Origin of the sequence: Xanthomonas hydrangeae, assembly GCF_032697525.1 — a bacterium.
Lineage (GTDB): Bacteria > Pseudomonadota > Gammaproteobacteria > Xanthomonadales > Xanthomonadaceae > Xanthomonas > Xanthomonas hydrangeae.
The window spans coordinates 20,981-40,633 of sequence record NZ_CP103836.1 but is presented as its reverse complement, the minus strand read 5'-3'; the positions used below and the strand labels follow the sequence as shown (position 1 = coordinate 40,633).

The window sequence follows — 19,653 nt, the reverse complement described above, 5'->3', positions numbered from 1 at the left end:
GTTCCAGTCGTGGTCTCGCGGCCAGCGCGGGCCTGAGCTATCGTGCATGCACTCTCCCCCCGGATGATTCGACGCATGACATTGGTCTCGGCCTGGTTGCGCATTCCGTTCTGGCAACGCGTGGTGGCCGGCTTCGTGCTGGGTGCGATCGCCGGAGCGGCCATGGGCCCTGCAGCCGATGTGTGGTTCGGCCCACTCGGCGATCTGTACGTCACCCTGATCAAGATGATCGCGATCCCGCTGGTGTTCTTCGCGGTGATCAATGCGATCTCGTCGCTGCACGGGCAAAAATCCGTCGCCGCACTTGGCGGGCGTACCTTTCTGTGGTTCGTCATTACCGCCGCGCTGGCGGTGGGCGTGGGCCTGGCAGTAGGCACGCTCATGCAGCCCGGCGCCGGCCATTTCAGCCTGAGCGTGGATTCGGCCTGGAAACCGCGCGATGTGCCCAGCCCGATCAAGGTGTTGCTGGACGTGGTGCCCTCCAATCCGTTCTACGCATTGACCGGCATCGGCACCAAGACCAATGCGGCCGGCGAAACGGTACTGGCGGCTGGGCGCGGATCGATCCTGCCGGTGATCTTCTTCGCTGCGTTGCTGGGCTTTGCGATGGTCAAGCTCGGCGAGCGCGTGGCCGAGGCGCGCAAGCTCACCGCGCAGTTGAGCGACATCATGATCCAGGTCACCCGCTTCGTGCTGGAGATGACCCCGCTCGGCACCTTTGGCCTGATCGCCAGTCTGGTGGGCAGCTACGGCTTTGCGAAGCTGTTGCCGTTCGGCAATTTCGTACTGGCGCTGTATGTGGCCTGCGCGATCCACATCGTGGTGGTCTACAGCAGCCTGTTGTTGCTGCATGGGTTGAATCCGTGGAAGTTCTTCCGTGGTGCGGCGCCGGGCATGCAGGTGGCATTCGTCAGCTCATCGAGTTTTGCCGCGATGCCGGTGGCGATGCGCTCGATCACGCATAACCTGGGCGTCAGCAAGGATTACGCCGCATTCGCGGTGCCGCTGGGTGCCAGCATCAAGATGGATGGCTGCGGCGCGATTTTTCCGGCCTTGTGCGCAGTGTTCATTGCGCAATACACCGGCGTGCCACTGACCGCCAATCAATACTTCGTGGTGCTGATCGCTTCGGTACTGGGCAGCTTCGGCACGGCCGGCGTGCCGGGCACTGCGGTGATCATGGCCACCGTGGTGCTCAGTGCGGCCAACCTGCCGCTGGAAGTCATCGGCTATCTGTATGCGATTGACCGCATCCTCGACATGATGCGCACGATGACCAACGTGACCGGGCAGATGCTGGTGCCGGTGCTGGTGGCCAAGGAAACCGGTTTGTTGGACAAGGCGGTCTACGAGTCGGCGTCGACCAATGTGGGGCTGGAAGATCCGCTGACCGATCGCGCCAGCTCGCAGCGCTGAGCGCGACCGACCGATGAGTGTTGGATTTCCCGCGCTGCGCGATCGGCTGCAGCAGTTGTCCGAGCTGGAGAACATCGACGGCGTGTTCGTGCAGCGCTCGTTGGCCGACGACCCGTTCGAGCAGCAGTATCTGGAAATCCGGCGCAAGGAAGGCCGGCTCTACACCGATGCACAGGTGCGCAGCCTGCCGCGTCCCGGCGGCAAGCTTGGAGCCAGTCTGGAATGGCAGGTGCGTGCGCTGTCCAGCGCGTTGCTGGTCCAGCACCTGCGTGCGCAGGTAGGTGAGGGCGCCATCGCCGAACTGGGTTGCGGCAACGGCTGGCTGTCGCAGTTGCTGGCGCAATCGCTGCAACGCGACGTCTGCGGTATCGACGTCAATCGCACCGAACTGACCCAGGCCGCACGCGTGTTCGGCCACGACCAGCGCCTGAGTTTCATCACCGCCGACATCCAGACCCTGGCACTGCCGCGCGATCTCTTCGACGTGATCGTGCTGCCGGCCTGCATCCAGTATTTCGCCGACCCCGCCGTGTTGGTCATCCGCTTGCTCGCCCAACTGCGCGACGGCGGCGAACTGCACATCCTCGACAGCCCGCTGTACGCAGACCCGCAACGCGCCAGCGAAAGCGCCGTGCGCAGCCTGCGCTATTTCACCGACTTGGGCGTGCCCGCACTGGCCGCGCACTATCATCAACACACCTACGCCACGTTCGATCGGTTTGCAGTGCAATTGCTATTCGACCCGCGACGGCCGAGTGCGCGCCTGCGGCGGATGTTCAAGTTGAAACAGCTGCATTTCCCTTGGTTGTGTTTGCGCAAGCAGGACAACATTGAAGCGATACGCGGTTGATCGAATACACGCGGAACCTCGAATGTCCCTGCGCGCTTCTGTCGCACCTGCATGGCACACTGCCAGCTCATCCATTGACGAGGGCGGGCGGTGATTGGCGAACAGCGTGATCTGACATTTCGTTTTCTGGCCGAACCCAGCGACGTCAACTTCGGCGGCAAGGTGCATGGCGGCGTGGTGATGAAGTGGATCGACCAGGTGGGCTTTGCCGCAGCCAGTGGCTGGAGCGGGCACTACTGCGTCACCGTGGCGGTGGGCGGCATTCGTTTCGTGGCGCCGGTGCGGATCGGGGATCTGGTCGCGGTGTCGGCCAAGCTGGTCTACACCGGGCGCACCAGCATGCATTTCGCCATCGATGTGCGCGCACGCAGCCCCATGGGCGGCGACTCGCGGCTGTGCACGCATTGCATCATCGTGTTCGTGGCGATGGATCCGGACGGGATCACACCGGTGGCAGTGCCCTCGTGGCAGCCGGACACGCCTGAGGATCAGCGCCTGGCCGAGTACGCGCTCAAGGTGATGGAACTGAGCAAGGGCATCGAGGACACCATGTCGCATTACCAGGCCGATACCGATCACTGACCCGGCTGCGGCAACGAGCTGGCTGAGTCGCCATACGCTGCGTTCCCCGCGATGCATCATCCGCCACATCACTCCCGGCGCCTGGCGCAATCGGGGCCTCGGCGCGCGGGATGCGATGTTTTATCCGGCCGGCAGATCGCGCTCGTCGTCGGACCAGCCCGTGATCGGCAGGCGCAGCACCATGACCGCGCCGCCTTGTGGACCGTTATGGGCCTGGATGGAGCCGCGGTGCTCATCGACAATGCGCTGCACGATGGCCAGGCCCAGCCCCGTGCCCTTGCGGCGCCGGGTGAAGAATGGGTCGAACAGGAACGGTAGATCCTCGGCGGCGAAGCCCGCGCCGCGATCCTGCACACGGCACTCCACCGTGCGATTCCCGTTGTCCTCGATCGTGTTGGCGGTGATGGTTACCTCGGTGCCGGCAGGCGCATGCTGGACTGCGTTCTCGATCAGGTTGACGAACACCTGCAGCAGGCGGCCATGGTTCATCGGCAGCACGCCGTCATAGACGTTGGCCTGGTTGACGATGACAACTGTCGCTGCGTCGGCAGCCGGGCCGCAGATATGGCTGGCCTCGGCGATCACATTGCCCAGGCGCCCGCTGGTGAATTCCTCGGTCGGCGGCCGGCCGTATTCGAGCAGGTCCGTCATCAGCTTGTTGAGTCGGCGCACCTCGCGGCGTAGCACTTCCCGGTGACGGCCGCTTCCGCCGCCGCCGTGGGAACTTGCCTCCATCGCATCCAGGGTCGATGAAATGCCGAACAACGGGTTGCGCACCTCGTGGGCAACGCCGGCCATCAGCGCGCCGATGGCCGCCATGGCTTCGCTACGTCGCAACTCGGCCTGCAGCTTTCCGCGTTCCCGTTCGGACCGTGCGCGTTCTGCGATTTCCTGGCGCAGGTCCGATACCGTCAGCCGCAGTTTCTGTTCGCTGTCTTCCAGCAGCGCTTTGGAGACGGTGCTTTCCTGCAGTCGCGCCACCATCAGGTTGAATTGCCGTGCCAGATCGTCGAACTCGTCCTTGCCGCGTTCGGCGATGCGGTAGCCAAGATTGCCGTCGCCAATGGCCTTGGTACCCGACGCCAGTTTTCGCAATGGCCTGACAACCGTCATGATCAGCAATGCGCCCACCACCATTGCAACCAGCAGGTACAGCGGGATCGCATACCCCAGCATGTTCAGCACCCGTACCGCGATGCGGTCCGCTTCCTTCTGCGGTGCCGTCAGCCCCTTGGCTGCCAACGGCTCGATCTCATCGTCGGAGACATCGTCGATATGGTTCTGCAATCTGACAAATTGCCTCGCCAGTGCGTCGATGGCGTCCTCGCCCACAAGCAGTTCATCGACACCGCGTCTGATCTGCACACGCAACGCCTCGGCATCATCGCCCAGCCGTCGCTCCTCCGGCGCCAGCGGCAAACGCCGATACTCGGAGATGGCATCGTCGAGGCCGGCAATTCTTTCCAGCAACTGCCGGGTTGTCAGCGCCGTCGTCCTGCGCTCATATGCCGACAACCAGAATCCAAGTTTCGCTGCCTGTGCTTGCATGTTCGCGATCGCGGCCAGACTGCGCCTTCGCGCTGGTTCGATCGTGGGCGCAGCCGCCACCATGCGATGGTCTGCAAGCACGTCGATGTCCTTCAAGAGCCCGGTGACACGCTCGAACGTGACGTCGAGCGCGTCTCTTTTTTCCATTAGCGCAGTGCCGATGCCCGAAAGAGTCTTGAAGTCGGCAGCGAGGTGCTTGCCCAACTCGATTTCCCTGTCGGTGCTGCTCAACTGCATGTAGTTGGCGTGGTAGCGGGAAAAGTCGGCGCTGTCGTTGACGGTTTCCGCGCGGGTATCCGCAAGCGGTTGCGCGATGTATTGCAGCACACCATAGGCATACTCACCGACATTCTTTTCCATCTCCAGGGCAGCGATGCTGAAGGGTGCATCGATCTGCTCGAGTCTGGTCAGATGGCCGACGACGTCGTCGAGTCCGCGCTGGACGTAGAGCATCGACATCACGCCGAAGGCGACGATGATCGCGATGCCTGCATAGATCTTCGCCTTGACCATGTCGCACTCCTCGCGTGCGTGCAAATGTGACCCGTTGAGCGCTCAACCCCGGTATGCGGGCTTAGCCGGGATCGTGCGATGCCGCGCCGATGCCATGCATCTTGATCTTTTGATAGAGCGTGCTGCGTGGAATCCCCAAGCGCAGCGCAGCCTGCTCGACCTTGCCTCCCACATCGCGCAGAACGCGCTGGATGTGTTGTCGCTCGAGCTGCTGAAGCGTGAGATCCATCGTGTTGGCCGGCACGTCTTGCGCTGCGGGCAGTTCGAAACGCAGGTCGCGTCGGGTGATGGTGTCGTCATTGCAGAGCAATGCGGCGCGCTCCAGCACGTTGCGCAGTTCGCGGATATTGCCGGGCCATGCATAGTCGCGCAGCGCCTGTTGCGCGTCATCGGTCAGTTGCACCTGCCGCGCCGGGTCAGCGACCAGGCGTGCCAGCAGCGTGGAAGCGAGCGAGAGGATGTCCTGTTTGCGGTCGCGCAGTGCCGGCATCGTCAACGGAATGCTGCTGATCCGGAAATACAGATCGCTGCGGAACGTGCCTTCCTTCACCTTGCCGGCAAGGTCGTGGTGGGTGGCGGCAATCAGCCGGATGTCCACTTCGCGCTCGCGCACCGCGCCCATCCGGCGAAAACGTTTTTCTTCCAGCACCTTGAGCAGCTTCGGCTGCACGCGTGGATCGACATCGCCGATCTCATCAAGGAAGACGGTGCCGCCATCGGCGATGTCGAGCATGCCCTGCTTGAGGGCGCTCGCCCCGGTGAAGGCACCTTTTTCGTGGCCGAACAATTCGGTTTCCAGAAATTCCGGCGAGAGCCCGGCGCAATTGAGATCCACGAACGGCTCGTCGGCACGCGTGCTGTGGTGATGCAGCCACTTGGCGAGCATGCTCTTGCCGGTGCCGGTCTCTCCAAGAATCAGGATCGGGCTGTCGCTGCCCATCACTTTGCTTGCCTGCTCGGCCAGCATCCGGATGGCGGGGCTATCGCCCAGCAACGGATTCACCCGCTCACGCTGTTCGCGTTTGCTCACCACTTGCTGCTGTCGATGCAGCCGCCGATTGGTCAGCAGCCGCTTTACGATGGCGTGCAGCGCCGGCATTTCGATCGGCTTGGTCAGAAATTGTTCTGCCCCCTGCTTGATCGCCTGCACCGCCAGGTCGATCGAGCCGTAGGCCGTCAGTACGATCATGGGCACGTCCGGGTCGATCTGCCTGAAGTCGCCAAGCAGGTCGATCGCACTGCCGTCGTGCAGCCGGAAATCGATGACCGCGACATCCGGCGACGATGCCTGGAACAGCTCCCGCGCCCTGCGACAGCTATCGGCGTCGATCACGTCGTAGCCACGGGATTCCAGGAAGTCGCGCATGCCAAAACGGATGCTGTCCTCGTCATCGACAATCAGGATTCGGGTTCTTGCCAATCTTTTGTCTCCGGCAGCGCCACGCGCACGTCAGAACGATAGTTGCGTGCGGGCCAGCAAGATGTCGGGATTGTCCGTTCGGCCCCGGCGCTCGCTTCGCACATCGATGTAATTGAGCATGATACGCAAGCGATTGTTGACGTAATAGTTGACACCGACCGTCACGTTGTTTTCCTCTCCCCCCCGTACCTGGCCGTCGTCCAGGTCGAGATGGCTGTAGCGTGCGGTCAGTTCCCAGGCGCCGCGAGGCTGCTGCATCGAAACGCTTCTGAACCTGCCGTTCTTGTACTGGCGCGACTGACCGGTGAGCACCCAGCTGCCCATCACGTACCAGCCTTGCAGCTGCGCATCGGCACTGCTGCGGCTGCGTTTGAGCGCAGCACGCATCCATTCGGCCTGCACCGAAACCGGGCCGGCATTGCCGGCGGCTTCCAGCCCGATGCGATCGATGCGATCGACGCTGTCCAGATCGCCGGTGTTCAAGAATCGGACATCCAGAGCCCTGGATTCCGGCCGTGCATTGAACTTGACCTCGCCGCTGGGACGTTCGATGACGACCGCCGCGCCCAGATGCAGCAATGTTCCGCCGTCGCCGGTGTTGACTGGCACCAAGGTGGCCCGCAGCGCGGCGCCATGGCCCCTGTCGCGGCCATCGATCGACCCGCCGAAGCCCATGGCAGATAGCGTGTAGCCTCGGCGATTGCGGCTCACGCCCACGCCCAACCGCCGCGACGGCGCGAAGGCATCGCTGGCCAAGGCGCGTTCGATCAAGGTGATGTTGTTGGAACTGTTCAATTCCTCCAGTCCGAACGGAACCTTGAACTGGCCAAGATCCAGGTCGGCCTGCTTCCAGCCATCGTATTGCAGCGCCACGCCATCGAAGCCTTCCTTGAATGCGCCCTGCTTGTGGGTGCCGGTATCGGTGACGGTGTAGACAGCCGCGACGTCGTAGGCGACCTCGAACGACCAATCGTCATTGAGTTTGCCATCGGCATCGAGCTTGGCACGCCGCAGCAGAAAGGCGTCATCGAGCTGCCTGACGTCGGCCCGGTAGGTCGCGTAATCCAGATGCAGGCGGCCGCCGAAGTGGGTCTCGAACGCGTGCGCATCCTGCGTCGCTGACAGGCACGCCACCGACAGCCAGACAAACAGCGGCCTGTTCATGCGATGGTCCCGTCATGCGATTGAACGACGCTCATGGCCGCCGCACCAACACGAAGGTAGTGTCCTGCGTCACCAGTCCCGCGTTATCGCTGACCAGCAGGATGTGCCGCAGGTCGATCACGGACATGCCTTCGAAGTTGTCCCGCCCGACCGGAAGAATCGCGACGGTGTCGGTCGCACAGCTGCCGTCCCTGCTGCAGGCGGCAAGGTCCAGCCGGCGCACGCTGGCGGCGAAGCTGTCCTTGGCGCCTACCTTGTCGCGTTCAAGCACCAGCAGGCTGCCGTCAGGCAGTACGTCCAGTCCCTTGAGGCGGCTGTCAGGGGAATGTCGCAGGAACGACCAACGCCGGTGTTTCGCATACACCGTGTGCCGGTCCTCCGGTTGCTCCAGCAGGGGCGACTCGGGCGCTGTCAGAAGACCGTACGCAGGATGGAGCGCCACCGCTTCCAGGCCGCGGCCCTTCTTGCGATAGCGGCCCAGGTCGTCGGCAGGCGAGGGCACAGCGAGTTCGCCCAGCAGGTTGCCGGTCGGGGTGAAACGTACGATCCGGGAGGGCTTGTCTTCCAGCGAAACGACCAGTTCTGTGTCGCCCGATACGCCGTTGGCGGCGTTGTTGAGCGCCAGCCCTTCCGCATTGAACGCATCGGACGTCAAACCCGTCTTTGCGTCTACCAGCGCCGCCGAGTGGACCGGCTCCACGCTCACGATCTCATTGTCATCCAGGTTGAGACGGAAATGGAACACGTAGCCGGTGTCGGACAGCGCATAGAGCAGCTGTTCGTCCGCGTCCCAGGCCAGGGCGGACAGCTCGGTAAGAGGAACGTTTCCCACCCTTGCCGTGGGCGGGAAGGTGAAGCGATGCCTATCCGATCGTGCATTGATCTGCGGTGGCGAGGTTTCGGTGTGTGACGGAACGGCGATGCCGGTCGTGACGTGGGGGTCCTGTGTGCACGTTGTCAGCAGTCCCACGGTGGCCAACCCCGCAGTCAGAAGGAGGTTCAGGTGCATGGAGGGGTCCTGTCGGAAATGAGGGAAGGTGTGATGCAGCGCGGATGTGCGCCGAGCGGCGCGTACGTCATGCCGTCGGTTCCGCGTGCGTGGGAACCACTGCGAGCTTGCGCAGCGCAGGCAGTAACTTGTTGTACTTGGAGACCTGCCGCAGCGCGGCCAGGCTGACGCAGTACTTGGAAGCGCTATTGGTGGGGTGCTGGTGCAGCCTGCGCAGGATCTTGTCGGCGATGCCGTTGGCGTTGCCCGACTTGGTTTCGACGATGACCAGGCCATCGTCGATCCGGCAGGTGCCAGAGGCATCCATGAAGACCATGCCGCGGTCGATCGTCATCCGCTCGCCTCCCTCCTTGGCCACCAGCGTGGTTCTGCGATACCGCATCCAGCAGATGGGTTCGAGCGCCTGTGTCAGGTCGCGTGCGTAGAGTTCGCGATAGGCCGAACGGATCTGCGACTGTGCGTGCGCGCCGAGTACACCGTACTGGTCCACCGGGCAGGCGATGCGCCGTTTTTCGGTCTGGCCGCGTTTGCCCTTGAGCTTGATCTCGGCAAAGCACAGTTGTGCATCGACATAACTACGCATGCGAATCTTGCAGCGCTGACGACGGCCACGATGATGATCGAAGTAACTGGTATGGCCCGGATCGTCGAAATAGCAGGTGTCGTAGATGAAGTCGCGCTTTCCATCGATTTCCAGGATGTCGAACTGGCCAATCAGCTCCGCCCACGCCGGTGCCAGCCGATCTTCGTGCACCACGTACTTGTTGTCGCGCCGTATCAACATCGATGCGGTGGCGTTGAGTCGCTCCAGACCAATGGCGCGGAACTGCTGCTCCGGGCACGTCATGGCTGTGGCGACGGGCGTTTGAGCGCGCCCGGTAACGGCTGCCGCATCACTGTGCGACAGCGAGAGCAGAACCCCATCGGTGAACCGGTGACGCGGCAAAGCGGGTGGACAGGCAAATGTATGCATGGCGGCGTCCTCAAGGTTTGCGATAAAAAATCCGCATGCTCACGGTGTCGTTGAGGTAATCGATGGCACGGACTTCGTAGGACACGACGTCCACGCCGAGCCGCTCGGCGATGCTGGCGTTCATCGCAGTCGGATCGGAGAGCGCGTGGATATGGATCTGGTCGAAGGTGATCTTGATGTTCTCGACCGAGCGCACGATCCGCGGGTGGTCGAAGACATAGGCGCCCGCCAGCACCAGCACCACCGTGGCCGCGATCAGCGAAAGCGTGGTGCCCTGTACCGAACAGATCACCGCGATGGCAACGCTGCCGAAGAAGTAGGTGATCTCGATCTTGGTGATCGGCTCGGAGCGAAGCGTAAACAGCGCGAGGATTGCGAATAGGCCAAAACCGGCGGCCACACTGAACTGGACGCTCGACAGGATGGTGAGCACCGCAAACACGAAGATGTTGAACAGTGCCGCTGCAGTAACGAGTTCCTTGTCCTGATGGCGGCGGTAATACATGGCGAAGATCAACGCCAGCACTGCAGCAATATCGATACAGAATCGCGAAAGCAATTCGAACAAGGGTGTGTGGATCAATGTGGATAGCAAGGCTCTACTCCGACACGGGCGGAATGCCGCGTTTATGGAGTGCAAAGCAGAACGCATGCCAATCTGGTCGTTGTGCCTGAATCAATCCTCGGACGCGTTGCAGATCAAGCAGATGCAGCTTTTCGCGAGAGTGTGCTGCGCGTCGGGCGACCTGTGAGCTGACAGGTGCGGCGTTGCAAATTCCAGGATCTGGACTGGATTCTGGAATCCATAAAACCTGCGGCACGACGATGGCGCAGAATCGATCGCTGCCTGCCCGGTGGCTACATGCAGCGTGTTTGCAGAACGTTGCCGGCAGACGCCGTTCAAGCACGCCACATCGGCGCTGGGTATCGGCGTGACACGCACGCGGACAGGGACTGTCCGCGTCGACCTTGCGCTGCTGATGTGGGGTGCTTGCGTTTCAGGGCCTAGTAGCCTGCCGACCCCCGGTTAGATCGGGCACTGCACGCCGGCGCAGTGCCATCGCGCCGCGTTCGCCAGCTGTTGGCGAAGGCGTGCGTGTCGGCAAAGCGGGGACGTGGCGACGTACCGGCAACTCGTCCAACGAGGTCGACCGACCGGCACTAGAGGGGAGTCAGACCAGGCTGTGAACAGCCCTGCGCTGTCCAGTATCGCCGGTGATCAGGTGGACCGGACTGTGGCCTCCGGCAAATTGCGACATACCAAGTCCTAACAAAAAAGCCGCGGCAATGCCGCGGCTTTTTTATGCCGTACGTTCGTCAATCAAAGCACCCGACGCGCCTGGATGAACTTCTCGCTCCAGTAACCGCTGGCCAGCGAATCCACGCGCACGTCCTTGCCGCGGCTGGGCGCATGCAGGAACTTGCCGTCGCCGACCACCAGGCCGACATGGTCGATGCGACCACGCCGGCCGAAGAACACCAGATCGCCCGCCTTGAGCGCGGAGGGGTCCTTGATCAGTTCGGCCGATTCGTCGCGTGCGATATCACGCGAGACGCGCGGCAGGTCGATGCCCAGGGCGGTCTTGAACACATAGCCGACCAGGCCGCTGCAGTCGAAGCCCTCGGTGGACTCGCCGCCCCAGACGTACGGGGTGCCGAGCAGGGCCATGGCGCGTTGCAGGATCACTTGGACACGGCTGTCGGCCACGGCATTCTGGGCGGCGTTGGCCGCGCTCTGCGAAACGTCGTAATTGGCCAACAGGCGGCTGAGGTCGCCGGCGAACATTGCCGAACGGTCCATCAGCGGAATGGCGTCATTGGCGGCCAGATGCGGAAGCAGGGCGGCTAGGGTTGCGGTGGCAGCGGCGTCGGCGCGGCTGCGGGTTGCGGCTTTCTCGGCGGCGACGGCGCTGTCTGGCGTGGTCGTCTGCGGAACGGATGAGGGAGCGTTGGCGGTCTGTGCCAGAGCGGGAAGGGCTGCGAGCCAAAGAGCGGTGGCGCACAGCAGGCGGAGCGGTTTCCGGGGCGGAAGCGGTGCGGCGCCAGGATTGATCTGTTCGTCGTTCGTCACGCGGGAATCACATTTCTGCTGTCGATGCGCGATGATGCCTTGGTGAAAGAATCGTTACGTTCAAAAAAAGTTAAATTTCCGTTATGAGACTTGTGATGCGCGTCACGTTTCAATGTAAAACACGCTTTGAACCTGAATAATGGTCACGCCAGTAGGCTCCGTCCAGGAAATCTAAGCGGACTGTACCGCCGGTGCTGGGGGCATGCACAAAGCGGCCTTCACCGACATAAATGCCGACATGGGTGACGTTGCCGCTGGAGCCGAAAAACACCAGATCGCCGGTCGCCAGCTTTTCGGGCGAAATTCTGGGTCCCTGGATGGCGGCCAGCTCACGCGAGGTACGTGGCAGCGCCAACGCCAATACATCCTTGTAGACATAGGCGACCAGGCCGCTGCAGTCGAAACCGGTTTCCGGCGTGTTGCCGCCAAACAGGTACGGCGTGCCGACCAGGCCCAAGGCGCGCATCAGGATGTTGTTGGCGGCGGCCGGGTCTGCCGGCGGTACCTGCGGCCATACGCGCGCAGTCGGCGCTGGGGCAGTCGGGCGATGCACCGGGGTCTGTGCGCAACCGCTCAACAGCACGAGCAGGCCCAGCAATACACTGGCCGCGACACGACGGGTGTGAGCGGCGAAAACTGGCGTGATAGGCATGGAGCCGGGATAATGGTCGGTTCGAACAGGTCGCCATGATGGCGGCGCACCCGGCGGCCGACAAGCCGTCCTCCACCGTCTGCCACCGGGCAGCCCATTCAGAGCCAGGCATGAAGATCGAAAAAGACAGCGTCGTCCGCTTCCACTACACCGTTTCGGAGATCGGCCAGGAGCCGATAGAGAGCTCCAAGGAACGTGACCCGTTGGCGATCATGATCGGCCACGGCAACATCATTCCGGGCCTGGAAGCGGCCATGATGGATAAGGAGGCCGGCGAGAGCTTCGGCGTGGACGTCAAGGCCACCGAGGCCTACGGCGAATACCGCGAAGGCCTGAGCCAGCGTGTGCCCAAGAAGCATTTCGGCGCCACCAAGCTGGCACCGGGCACCCAGGTGATGTTGCAGACCAACTTCGGCCCGCGCGCAGTGACGGTGCAGAAGGTCGGCATGAGTGTGGTCGACGTCGACCTCAACCACCCGATGGCCGGCAAGGATCTGCACTTCGATGTGGAAATCATCGACGTGCGTGAAGCCACCCAGGAAGAGCGCGACCACGGACATGTGCATGGGGAAGGCGGCCATCACCACTGAGAGCGGTGATTGACACGGTCGCGCTGCCGTCGGGCGGGTTTGGCCGGTGTCTGGACTTGGCATGTGCCACGCAGACATGCCGGTTTCTGGATCGTCTCCGCTTCCAGCCAACGAGGGCTTGCGACGTGTTGCCAGCCACTCCGGGTGACCGCTGTGGGTTAAACGGCCCGCCATCCCGGCGGGCTGTTTGCTTTTTATCGTGCACACCACGCTCCGAGCCTTGATGAAACCACGCGATTTTCTGCAGCCCATTGCCGCAACCGAGCGCATCGTCGTGCTGGATGTGCTGCGCGGCTTTGCGCTGCTGGGCATCCTGCTGATGAATATCGAAGCCTTCGTCGGCCCGCTCGATCTGGCGCTCACCGGCGTGGATCCGCACTGGCATGGCATCGATCGTGTTGCCGATGCGCTGGTCTACCTGTGCGTGCAGGGCAAGTTCTACACCTTGTTCGCGTTGTTGTTCGGCATGGGCTTTGCGGTGATGGCGCAGCGCGCCGAGCAGGCCGGGCGCGGGTTTTTCGGCATGTATCTGCGGCGGACCCTTGGATTGCTGGCGATCGGGCTGGCCCATGCATTGCTGCTGTGGTCCGGCGATATTCTGGTGACCTACGCCTTGCTGGCGTTGCTGTTGCTGGCCACCCGCTCGGTGCCGACGGTGACGCTGCCGTGGGTTGCGGCGCTGGTGTACTGCTGCGCGCCCGGTTTGATGCTGCTGTACGGCGTAGCAGGGACGTTGACGCAGGCCGATCCGGCAGCTGCGGTGGAGTGGAAGGCGGCGATGGCCGACGCGGCGCAGCAGGCGGTCGCGAGCGTGCAGGCGCAGCGCGCCGCATACGGCAGCGGCACGTACCTGCAAGCGACGCTGCAGCGCTGGCATGACCTGCAGGAAGCGATGAGCGGGCTGAGCATCAATGGCCCGGCGATGCTTGGTATGTTTCTGTTGGGCAGCTGGTTTGTGCGCAGCGGCGCGATTGCCGCGCCTGAGCGCTTTCCGCGTCTGTTTCGCATGTTGCGTTATGGCGTGTTGCCGCTCGGGCTGGGCGTGATGCTGATGAGTTATGCATTGGAGCCGTGGATGGATCCGGCGCGTCTGGACTTGCGTGTGTCGGGCGCCTTCGCCTTGTCGTTGATCGCCGGGCCGTTGATGAGCCTGGGGTATGCGGCATGGGTGGTGCAGCTGGCACCGCGCCTGGCGTGCCTGGCACCGGCCGGGTGCATGGCATTGACCAACTACCTGCTGCAGTCGTTGCTGTGCACGTGGGTGTTCTACGGTTACGGGCTCGGTTATTTCGAGCAGTTGCCGCGCGTGTGGCAGCTACCGTTTGCGCTGGGGTTGTTCGCGCTGCAGGTGGTGCTGAGTCGGCTGTGGCTGCGCTGGTTCCGCTTCGGGCCGATGGAGTGGCTGTGGCGTAGCGTGACCTATCTGCGTGTGCCGCCGATGCGACATGGCCGCGCGTGCCTGGAGTGACACGTGTCGTCGCGCGCGTATTGCTGCGGGTTGCGCGGCATGTACTGCTCACAGTTGCCAGGCCAGGCACGCAGGCCAGCACGCAGTGGTGGGGAGGATCGTGACGCATTGCTCGCCGCTGCCATGACGACTGGATCGCCGGTGACGGGTTGGATTACGCCCGATTGCAGCCGATAGACAGGCCATGCGCGACCTGCCGTCCGTCCTCACGTCTGGCTCGCGGCAAGGCATGGCATGCTCGCCATCAGCATGAGCACTGCAAGCGAACAACTGATGGCCGATCTGATCACGGGCCGCGCACCTGCGCTGGACCTGCCTGCTTACCGCGCGGAGCGATTCGCATGAGTGCCCGTTACGACTACGACGTGGTGATCCTGGGCGGCGGTTCCGGTGGATTGGCGGCGGCATTTCGCGCAGCAAAACACGGCGCCCGCGTGGCGATCATGGAGCCGAACGAGTTGGGTGGCACCTGCGTCAATCTGGGCTGCGTGCCGAAGAAGGCGATGTGGTTGGCAGCCGATCTGGCCGGAAAAATCGCATTGGCCAGCGCGCTCGGTTTCGATGTGCCGCGGCCGACATTGGCGTGGCAGGAACTGGTCACGCATCGGCAGGGCTACATCGCCAACATCCATGCCAGTTATCGGCGCCGGCTCGATGAGGATGGCGTGGTCATGATTCCGCAACGCGGCGTGTTGCAGGACCGGCACACCCTCATGGGCAGCGACGGCGTGCCGGTGACCGCCGAGCACATCGTGATCGCCACCGGTGCGCATCCACTGCGCCCGGACGTGGACGGCGCCGAGCACGGCGAAGTGTCCGACGATTTCTTCAATCTCTGTCACGCGCCCGCACAGGTGGCGATTGTCGGGGGCGGCTATATCGCGGTGGAAATCGCCGGCTTGCTGCAGGCGCTGGGTAGCCGCGTGCATCTGTTCGTGCAAGGCGAACGGCTGCTGGAGCGTTTCGATGCCGAACTGACCCTGCAGCTGGCCGACAACCTGCGCCATCTCGGCGTTCGCCTGCATTTCGGATTTTGTACCACCGGCCTGGAGCGTGATGCCGAAGGTGGGCTGCGTGTGCATGGGCACCCGGCGCATACGAGCGAGCAGGGCAATGATGTCTTCGACAAGGTGTTTTTTGCCGTGGGTCGACGCGCCAACACCGCAGGGCTGGGTCTGGAGGCGGTTGGTATCGCGCTGGGCGAAAAAGGCGAAATCGTGGTGGACGAGGGTCAGACCACCAGCGTGCCGAATATTCATGCGATCGGCGATGTCGGCGGCAAGGTCGGGCTGACGCCGGTGGCGATCACGGCCGGTCGCAAGCTAATGGATCGCTTGTTCGGCAATCAGCCGGATGCGCGCATGGACTACGAAGGCGTGCCGAGTGTGGTGTTCTCGCATCCGCCGCTCGGGCAGGTTGGCCTGACCGAAGAGCAGGCGCGCGAGCGTTACCACGGTGCGGTGCGCGTCTACCGCAGCAACTTCCGCCCGATGCTGCATGCGCTGGCCGATTCACCCCAGCGCAGCCTGTTCAAACTGGTGTGCGTGGGCGAGGAAGAGCGCGTGGTCGGTGTGCACCTGCTGGGCGAAAGTGCCGACGAAATGCTGCAGGGGTTCGCGGTGGCGGTGAAGATGGGCGCGACCAAGCGCGACTTCGACGAGACGGTGGCGATTCATCCCACTTCGTCCGAAGAGATTGTATTGATGCATTGAGGTGGTGGTTGCGGCAGCTGTGGCTGTTGTAGCTGCGCGGACGAGAGCAGCAACTCAAAGCCCCTCTCCCGGCGGGAGAGGGGCTCTAGATCCTTAAAGTGGCATCCTTGCGTGATGTCCAAGCCTCGCCAAGCCAGTCCTCATCCGTCTGCCAAACCAACTGCGCGTTCCGCGTCCAATGGTGCAGTGCTCTCCAGCGAGCAGGCACGACTGCGCATTCTTGAAGTGATCCGTGCGATTCCTTCCGGCCAGATTGCCGGTTACGGCGAAGTCGCGCTGCGTGCCGGCCTTCCCGGTCGGGCCCGGCTGGTGGCGCGCGTACTCAGCGGCAACGACGATCCGCAGCTGCCCTGGCATCGTGTGCTGCGCAGCGATGGCCGGATCGCGTCGCCGGAAGGCTCGCCAGGCTATCAGGAACAATGCCAGCGCCTGCGCGCCGAAGGCGTTGCGGTGGAGCAGGGGCGCGTGCGCCGTGCCAGTGCCGCGCACACCCTGGATGCGGCTGTGTGGGGGCCTTCATAAGCCTGCCGTTATGATGGTTGGCATTCCGAAGGATGCCGCCATGCCACAACTACCGCCCGTCACCAAAGCGTTATTGATCGCCAATATCGGCTTGTTCCTGTTGCAGTGGGCGTTGGGCGACCTGGGCGCCGGCGTGTTGCCGTCCGATGCGGCGCTGTCGTCGCTGATGTTGTGGCCGATTTCCAACGGCTTCGATGCGTTCTCGCCCGGCGCCAGCTTCATGCCGTGGCAGTTGCTGACCTATGCGTTCCTGCACGGCGGTTTCAACCATCTGTTCTTCAACATGCTGGCGCTTTTCATGTTCGGCGCAGCATTGGAACAGACCTGGGGCCAGAAGCGCTTTCTGACCTATTACCTGGTGTGTGTGGCCGGTGCCGGCGTGTGCCAGCTGCTGATGGCCTGGTTCACCCAGAGTGGCGCACCGGTGGTGGGTGCCTCGGGCGGGGTGTTCGGGCTGTTGCTGGCCTACGGCATGCTGTTCCCCAACCAGCGGGTGATGCTGTTGTTTCCACCGATCCCGATGAAGGCGCGCACCTTCGTGATCGTTTTCGGTGCGATCGAACTGTTTCTGGGCGCGACCGGCTGGCAGCCGGGCGTGGCGCATTTCGCGCATCTGGGCGGCATGCTGTTCGGTTGGCTGATGATTCGCTACTGGCGCGGTCAATCGCCGTTCGGCGGCAGCAGCGGCAAGGGTGGTAAAGGTGGTCGCAAGCCGCCGTTGCGCGTGGTGCGTTGAGAGAGTGGCGGCGGATCAGATAGGCGCTGAACGGTAGGAGCGGCCTTGGCCGCGATGGGGCGTTATCGGTAACGCCTCATCGCGGCCAGGACCGTCCTACGAAGAGCAGGGCGTGGTTCTTCCGGATGGAAGAACGCGCGAGACAGACAAAACGAGACAGACAAAAAAAGAGCGCGGAATCCGCGCTCTTTTTTATTGCCAGTGACTGCGTGTTGATTTCCAGTGACTGCCTGGCGCTGAAATCAGCGCCAGATCTTCAACTGCTCGGTATCCACACGCTGCATCGGCTGGCCCGGCTTGCAGGTGAATGCTGCACCGAACTCGGGCAAGTTGGACAGCGGGCCGTTGGTACGCCACTGGCCCGGTGCACGGATATCGGCGCTTGCACGCTGCACTGCTTCGTTCGGCGACAGCTGCTGTGCCCACAGGCCGGCCCAGGCAGTGAAGAACGCCTGCTTGTCGGCCTCGGTGGCGGCCGGCTGGGCCTTGCTGAAGGCCTGCCAGGCCAGTTCGATGCCGGCCAGGTCGGCCAAGTTTTCTTCGGCGGTCTGCGCGCCGTTGACCTTGACGTTGGGCACGCCCGGGTACGGATAAGCGGCGAACTGATTGGCCACCTTGCCGGTCAGCAGCGTCCAGCTGGTCTTCTCGGCCGGCGTCCACCAGCTGCGCAACTCGCCCTTGGCATCCACCAGCGAGCCCTTGGCGTCGATGGCACGGGTGATTTCGTGTGCCACCAGCGCGCCATAGGCGCCGTACTGCGCGGCCGGGGTGCTGCCGGCGGTCAGCACCGGTGCCTGCAAGACGGCGGCGGTGATGATCAGACGGTTCTGCGCGATGTCGTAGGCCACTGCCGGCTGCTGCGGCAGCACGTCCCAACGGCGGTCGGCGTTGCCCTTGCCGATGCGCTTCATTTCTTCGCGGTGACGCCAGGTCGAGGCGATCAGCATGTTGCCGCCGAAGCTGCCGCGGCCCATCGGCTGCACGGTGTAGTCCAGATCGCGACGTGGTGCGCCGACTTCGATCTTCATCGCCGACAGTTTGGCCTTGGCTTCGGTGATCGCCTCGCCATTGCCCCAGCCGGTGCGCTCCAGCGCGGCCAGCTGTGCATCGCGCACCTGGTCGGCAATGGCTTCGGCCTGACGGCGCGTGTCGCTGCTCAGGTAACGCGCCACGTATTCGCGGCCGAGCATCGGGCCGGCGGCGATATTGATCGCATCCAGCACCTGCTGCCAGCGCTGCGGCGGCAATGCATCGCCACGCAGCAGACGGCCGCGGAACTGGTATTCGGCATCGTGGAAGCTCTTGGACAGGTACGGCGCCATCGCATCGCCCACGCGCCAGCGCAGGTAGGCCTTCCACTGCTCCGGCTTGATGCTGACGATCATGCTGTCGAGCTGCTTGAACATGGCCGGGTCGGCCATCGACACCAGATCGTCCTTGACGCCCTGCGCTTCCAGAAAGTCGGCCAGGCGCAGGTTCTTGTATTGCTTGGTCAGCTCCTTGGTGGCGATCGGGGCGTAGTTGTTGAACGGGTTGTTGATGCCCTGCACGGACTGCGCGCTGCGTGCCAGCGCGGTTTCGATCTGCAGCACCGACGCCGCATCGGCTTCGAGGCGGTCGGCCGGGGTGCCGGTCAGCGCCAGCATCTGCTTGACGTAGCTGCGGTAGCGGCCCATCAGCGCCTGGGTGTCGGCATCGGTGCGGGTGTAGAACGCCGGATCGGGCAGGCCCATGCCGCCTTGCATGAAGTAACCGATGTGGCGATCCAGCGCCTTCAGATCCACGTCCGGGCCGAAGTTGAAGCCGACCGGGATACCGACCTGATGCAGCGCGGCGATGGAAGCGGGCACATCCTTGGCCTTCTTGATCGCGTCGATGCGCGCCAGCAAGGGGGCGATGGGGTTGGAGCCGTCCTTTTCGACCGAGGCTTCGTCCAGGCCGCTGGCCCAGAAGTCGCCGAGCAGCTTCTGCACGTTGCCCTGCGGGGTCTTCATCGAGGCGTCCAGCAATTCGCGCTGCTGCTGCAGGGCGCGCTCGGACAACTGGCCCAGTGCGGTGACGGCGCCGGTCTGCGGCAACGGATTGGCCTTGAGCCAGCCGGCATTGGCGTAATCGTAGAAATCGGTACACGCCGCCGAGACGGCCGGGGCCTTGGGAGCGGCCTTCTTCTTGCGCGCGGCGTCGGCGTCGGGGGCGGACAGCAGCGTGATCAGGCTGAAGCCAAGAGCGAGGGCAAGCGGACGAATGGTGGGCATCGAGAAGAAGGGTGGCCAGATTGAAGTCGGCGGAGTTTAGCAAGGCTGCGCCTCGTGCAGGCGGGCGCGAGCTGCCGTTCGTCCTCGGTGCCGGCCGCTTGCATGAACGCGACAGGCCCGCGTGGGCGGGCCTGTGCGTGTTGCCGTCGTGCTGAAAGCGCTTGCAGGCAGT

Annotated in this window: 16 protein-coding genes and 2 pseudogenes; 9 read left to right on the top strand and 9 right to left on the bottom strand. The window is 63.5% G+C overall.

Going from position 1 to position 19,653, the window contains the following annotated elements:
- Nucleotides 1-75 precede the first annotated feature (75 nt).
- From NYR97_RS00160 to NYR97_RS00150, 3 genes are all read left to right on the top strand, one after another.
- Nucleotides 76-1,416: a dicarboxylate/amino acid:cation symporter gene (locus NYR97_RS00160; protein ID WP_023903384.1), complete on the top strand. Its 1,341-nt coding sequence runs from the start codon at nt 76-78 to the stop codon at nt 1,414-1,416.
- Between the two features lie 13 nt (nt 1,417-1,429).
- Nucleotides 1,430-2,266, top strand: coding sequence for a class I SAM-dependent methyltransferase (locus NYR97_RS00155; RefSeq protein ID WP_316695896.1), 837 nt, complete (start codon nt 1,430-1,432; stop codon nt 2,264-2,266).
- A gap of 90 nt (nt 2,267-2,356) precedes the next feature.
- On the top strand, nt 2,357-2,848 hold the full coding sequence (locus NYR97_RS00150; protein WP_316695895.1) for an acyl-CoA thioesterase: 492 nt from the start codon (nt 2,357-2,359) through the stop codon (nt 2,846-2,848).
- A gap of 120 nt (nt 2,849-2,968) precedes the next feature.
- On the opposite strand, the gene NYR97_RS00145 is transcribed toward NYR97_RS00150, so the two are convergent.
- The 8 genes and pseudogenes from NYR97_RS00145 to NYR97_RS00110 form a co-directional block, all read right to left on the bottom strand.
- Nucleotides 2,969-4,909, bottom strand: coding sequence for a sensor histidine kinase (locus NYR97_RS00145; RefSeq protein WP_316695894.1), 1,941 nt, complete (start codon nt 4,907-4,909; stop codon nt 2,969-2,971).
- A gap of 61 nt (nt 4,910-4,970) precedes the next feature.
- Nucleotides 4,971-6,329, bottom strand: a complete 1,359-nt coding sequence (locus tag NYR97_RS00140; protein WP_316695892.1) for a sigma-54-dependent transcriptional regulator — start codon at nt 6,327-6,329, stop codon at nt 4,971-4,973.
- A gap of 30 nt (nt 6,330-6,359) precedes the next feature.
- Complete coding sequence (locus tag NYR97_RS00135) at nt 6,360-7,493, bottom strand: OprO/OprP family phosphate-selective porin (RefSeq protein ID WP_316695891.1); 1,134 nt, start codon at nt 7,491-7,493, stop codon at nt 6,360-6,362.
- Between the two features lie 31 nt (nt 7,494-7,524).
- On the bottom strand, nt 7,525-8,502 hold the full coding sequence (locus tag NYR97_RS00130) for an esterase-like activity of phytase family protein (protein WP_316695890.1): 978 nt from the start codon (nt 8,500-8,502) through the stop codon (nt 7,525-7,527).
- Nucleotides 8,503-8,569: 67 nt separating this feature from the next.
- Entirely contained in the window at nt 8,570-9,349 is a 780-nt protein-coding gene (locus NYR97_RS00125) for a polyphosphate polymerase domain-containing protein (RefSeq protein ID WP_316695889.1), read from the bottom strand.
- Between the two features lie 136 nt (nt 9,350-9,485).
- On the bottom strand, nt 9,486-10,070 hold the full coding sequence (locus tag NYR97_RS00120; RefSeq protein ID WP_316695888.1) for a DUF4956 domain-containing protein: 585 nt from the start codon (nt 10,068-10,070) through the stop codon (nt 9,486-9,488).
- A gap of 726 nt (nt 10,071-10,796) precedes the next feature.
- Entirely contained in the window at nt 10,797-11,546 is a 750-nt protein-coding gene (locus NYR97_RS00115) for a C40 family peptidase (protein WP_006449966.1), read from the bottom strand.
- Between the two features lie 109 nt (nt 11,547-11,655).
- Nucleotides 11,656-12,310 (bottom strand): annotated as a pseudogene (locus tag NYR97_RS00110) (C40 family peptidase).
- Here NYR97_RS00110 and NYR97_RS00105 point away from each other — a divergent pair.
- From NYR97_RS00105 to NYR97_RS00080, 6 genes and pseudogenes are all read left to right on the top strand, one after another.
- Nucleotides 12,309-12,788 (top strand): FKBP-type peptidyl-prolyl cis-trans isomerase, encoded by a 480-nt coding sequence (locus NYR97_RS00105; RefSeq protein WP_006449968.1) that lies wholly within the window; start codon nt 12,309-12,311, stop codon nt 12,786-12,788. The pseudogene NYR97_RS00110 and the gene NYR97_RS00105 overlap by 2 nt on opposite strands.
- Nucleotides 12,789-13,011: 223 nt before the next feature.
- A complete protein-coding gene (locus NYR97_RS00100; RefSeq protein WP_316695887.1) occupies nt 13,012-14,256 on the top strand; it encodes a DUF418 domain-containing protein in 1,245 nt (414 codons plus the stop codon).
- Nucleotides 14,257-14,460: 204 nt separating this feature from the next.
- Nucleotides 14,461-14,601: pseudogene (locus NYR97_RS00095) on the top strand (amino acid dehydrogenase); the annotation flags it as partial.
- Complete coding sequence (gene gorA, locus NYR97_RS00090; protein WP_316695886.1) at nt 14,598-15,968, top strand: glutathione-disulfide reductase; 1,371 nt, start codon at nt 14,598-14,600, stop codon at nt 15,966-15,968. The pseudogene NYR97_RS00095 and the gene gorA, both read left to right, overlap by 4 nt.
- Nucleotides 15,969-16,082: 114 nt before the next feature.
- The gene (locus NYR97_RS00085; RefSeq protein WP_316695885.1) at nt 16,083-16,490 is read left to right on the top strand and encodes an MGMT family protein; all 408 of its coding nucleotides are present in this window, start codon (nt 16,083-16,085) and stop codon (nt 16,488-16,490) included.
- A gap of 40 nt (nt 16,491-16,530) precedes the next feature.
- Nucleotides 16,531-17,226 (top strand): rhomboid family intramembrane serine protease, encoded by a 696-nt coding sequence (locus NYR97_RS00080; RefSeq protein ID WP_210763221.1) that lies wholly within the window; start codon nt 16,531-16,533, stop codon nt 17,224-17,226.
- Between the two features lie 242 nt (nt 17,227-17,468).
- Here the strand turns inward: NYR97_RS00080 and NYR97_RS00075 are convergent, their stop codons facing one another.
- Nucleotides 17,469-19,481 (bottom strand): M13 family metallopeptidase, encoded by a 2,013-nt coding sequence (locus NYR97_RS00075; protein ID WP_316695882.1) that lies wholly within the window; start codon nt 19,479-19,481, stop codon nt 17,469-17,471.
- Between the last annotated feature and the right edge of the window lie 172 nt (nt 19,482-19,653).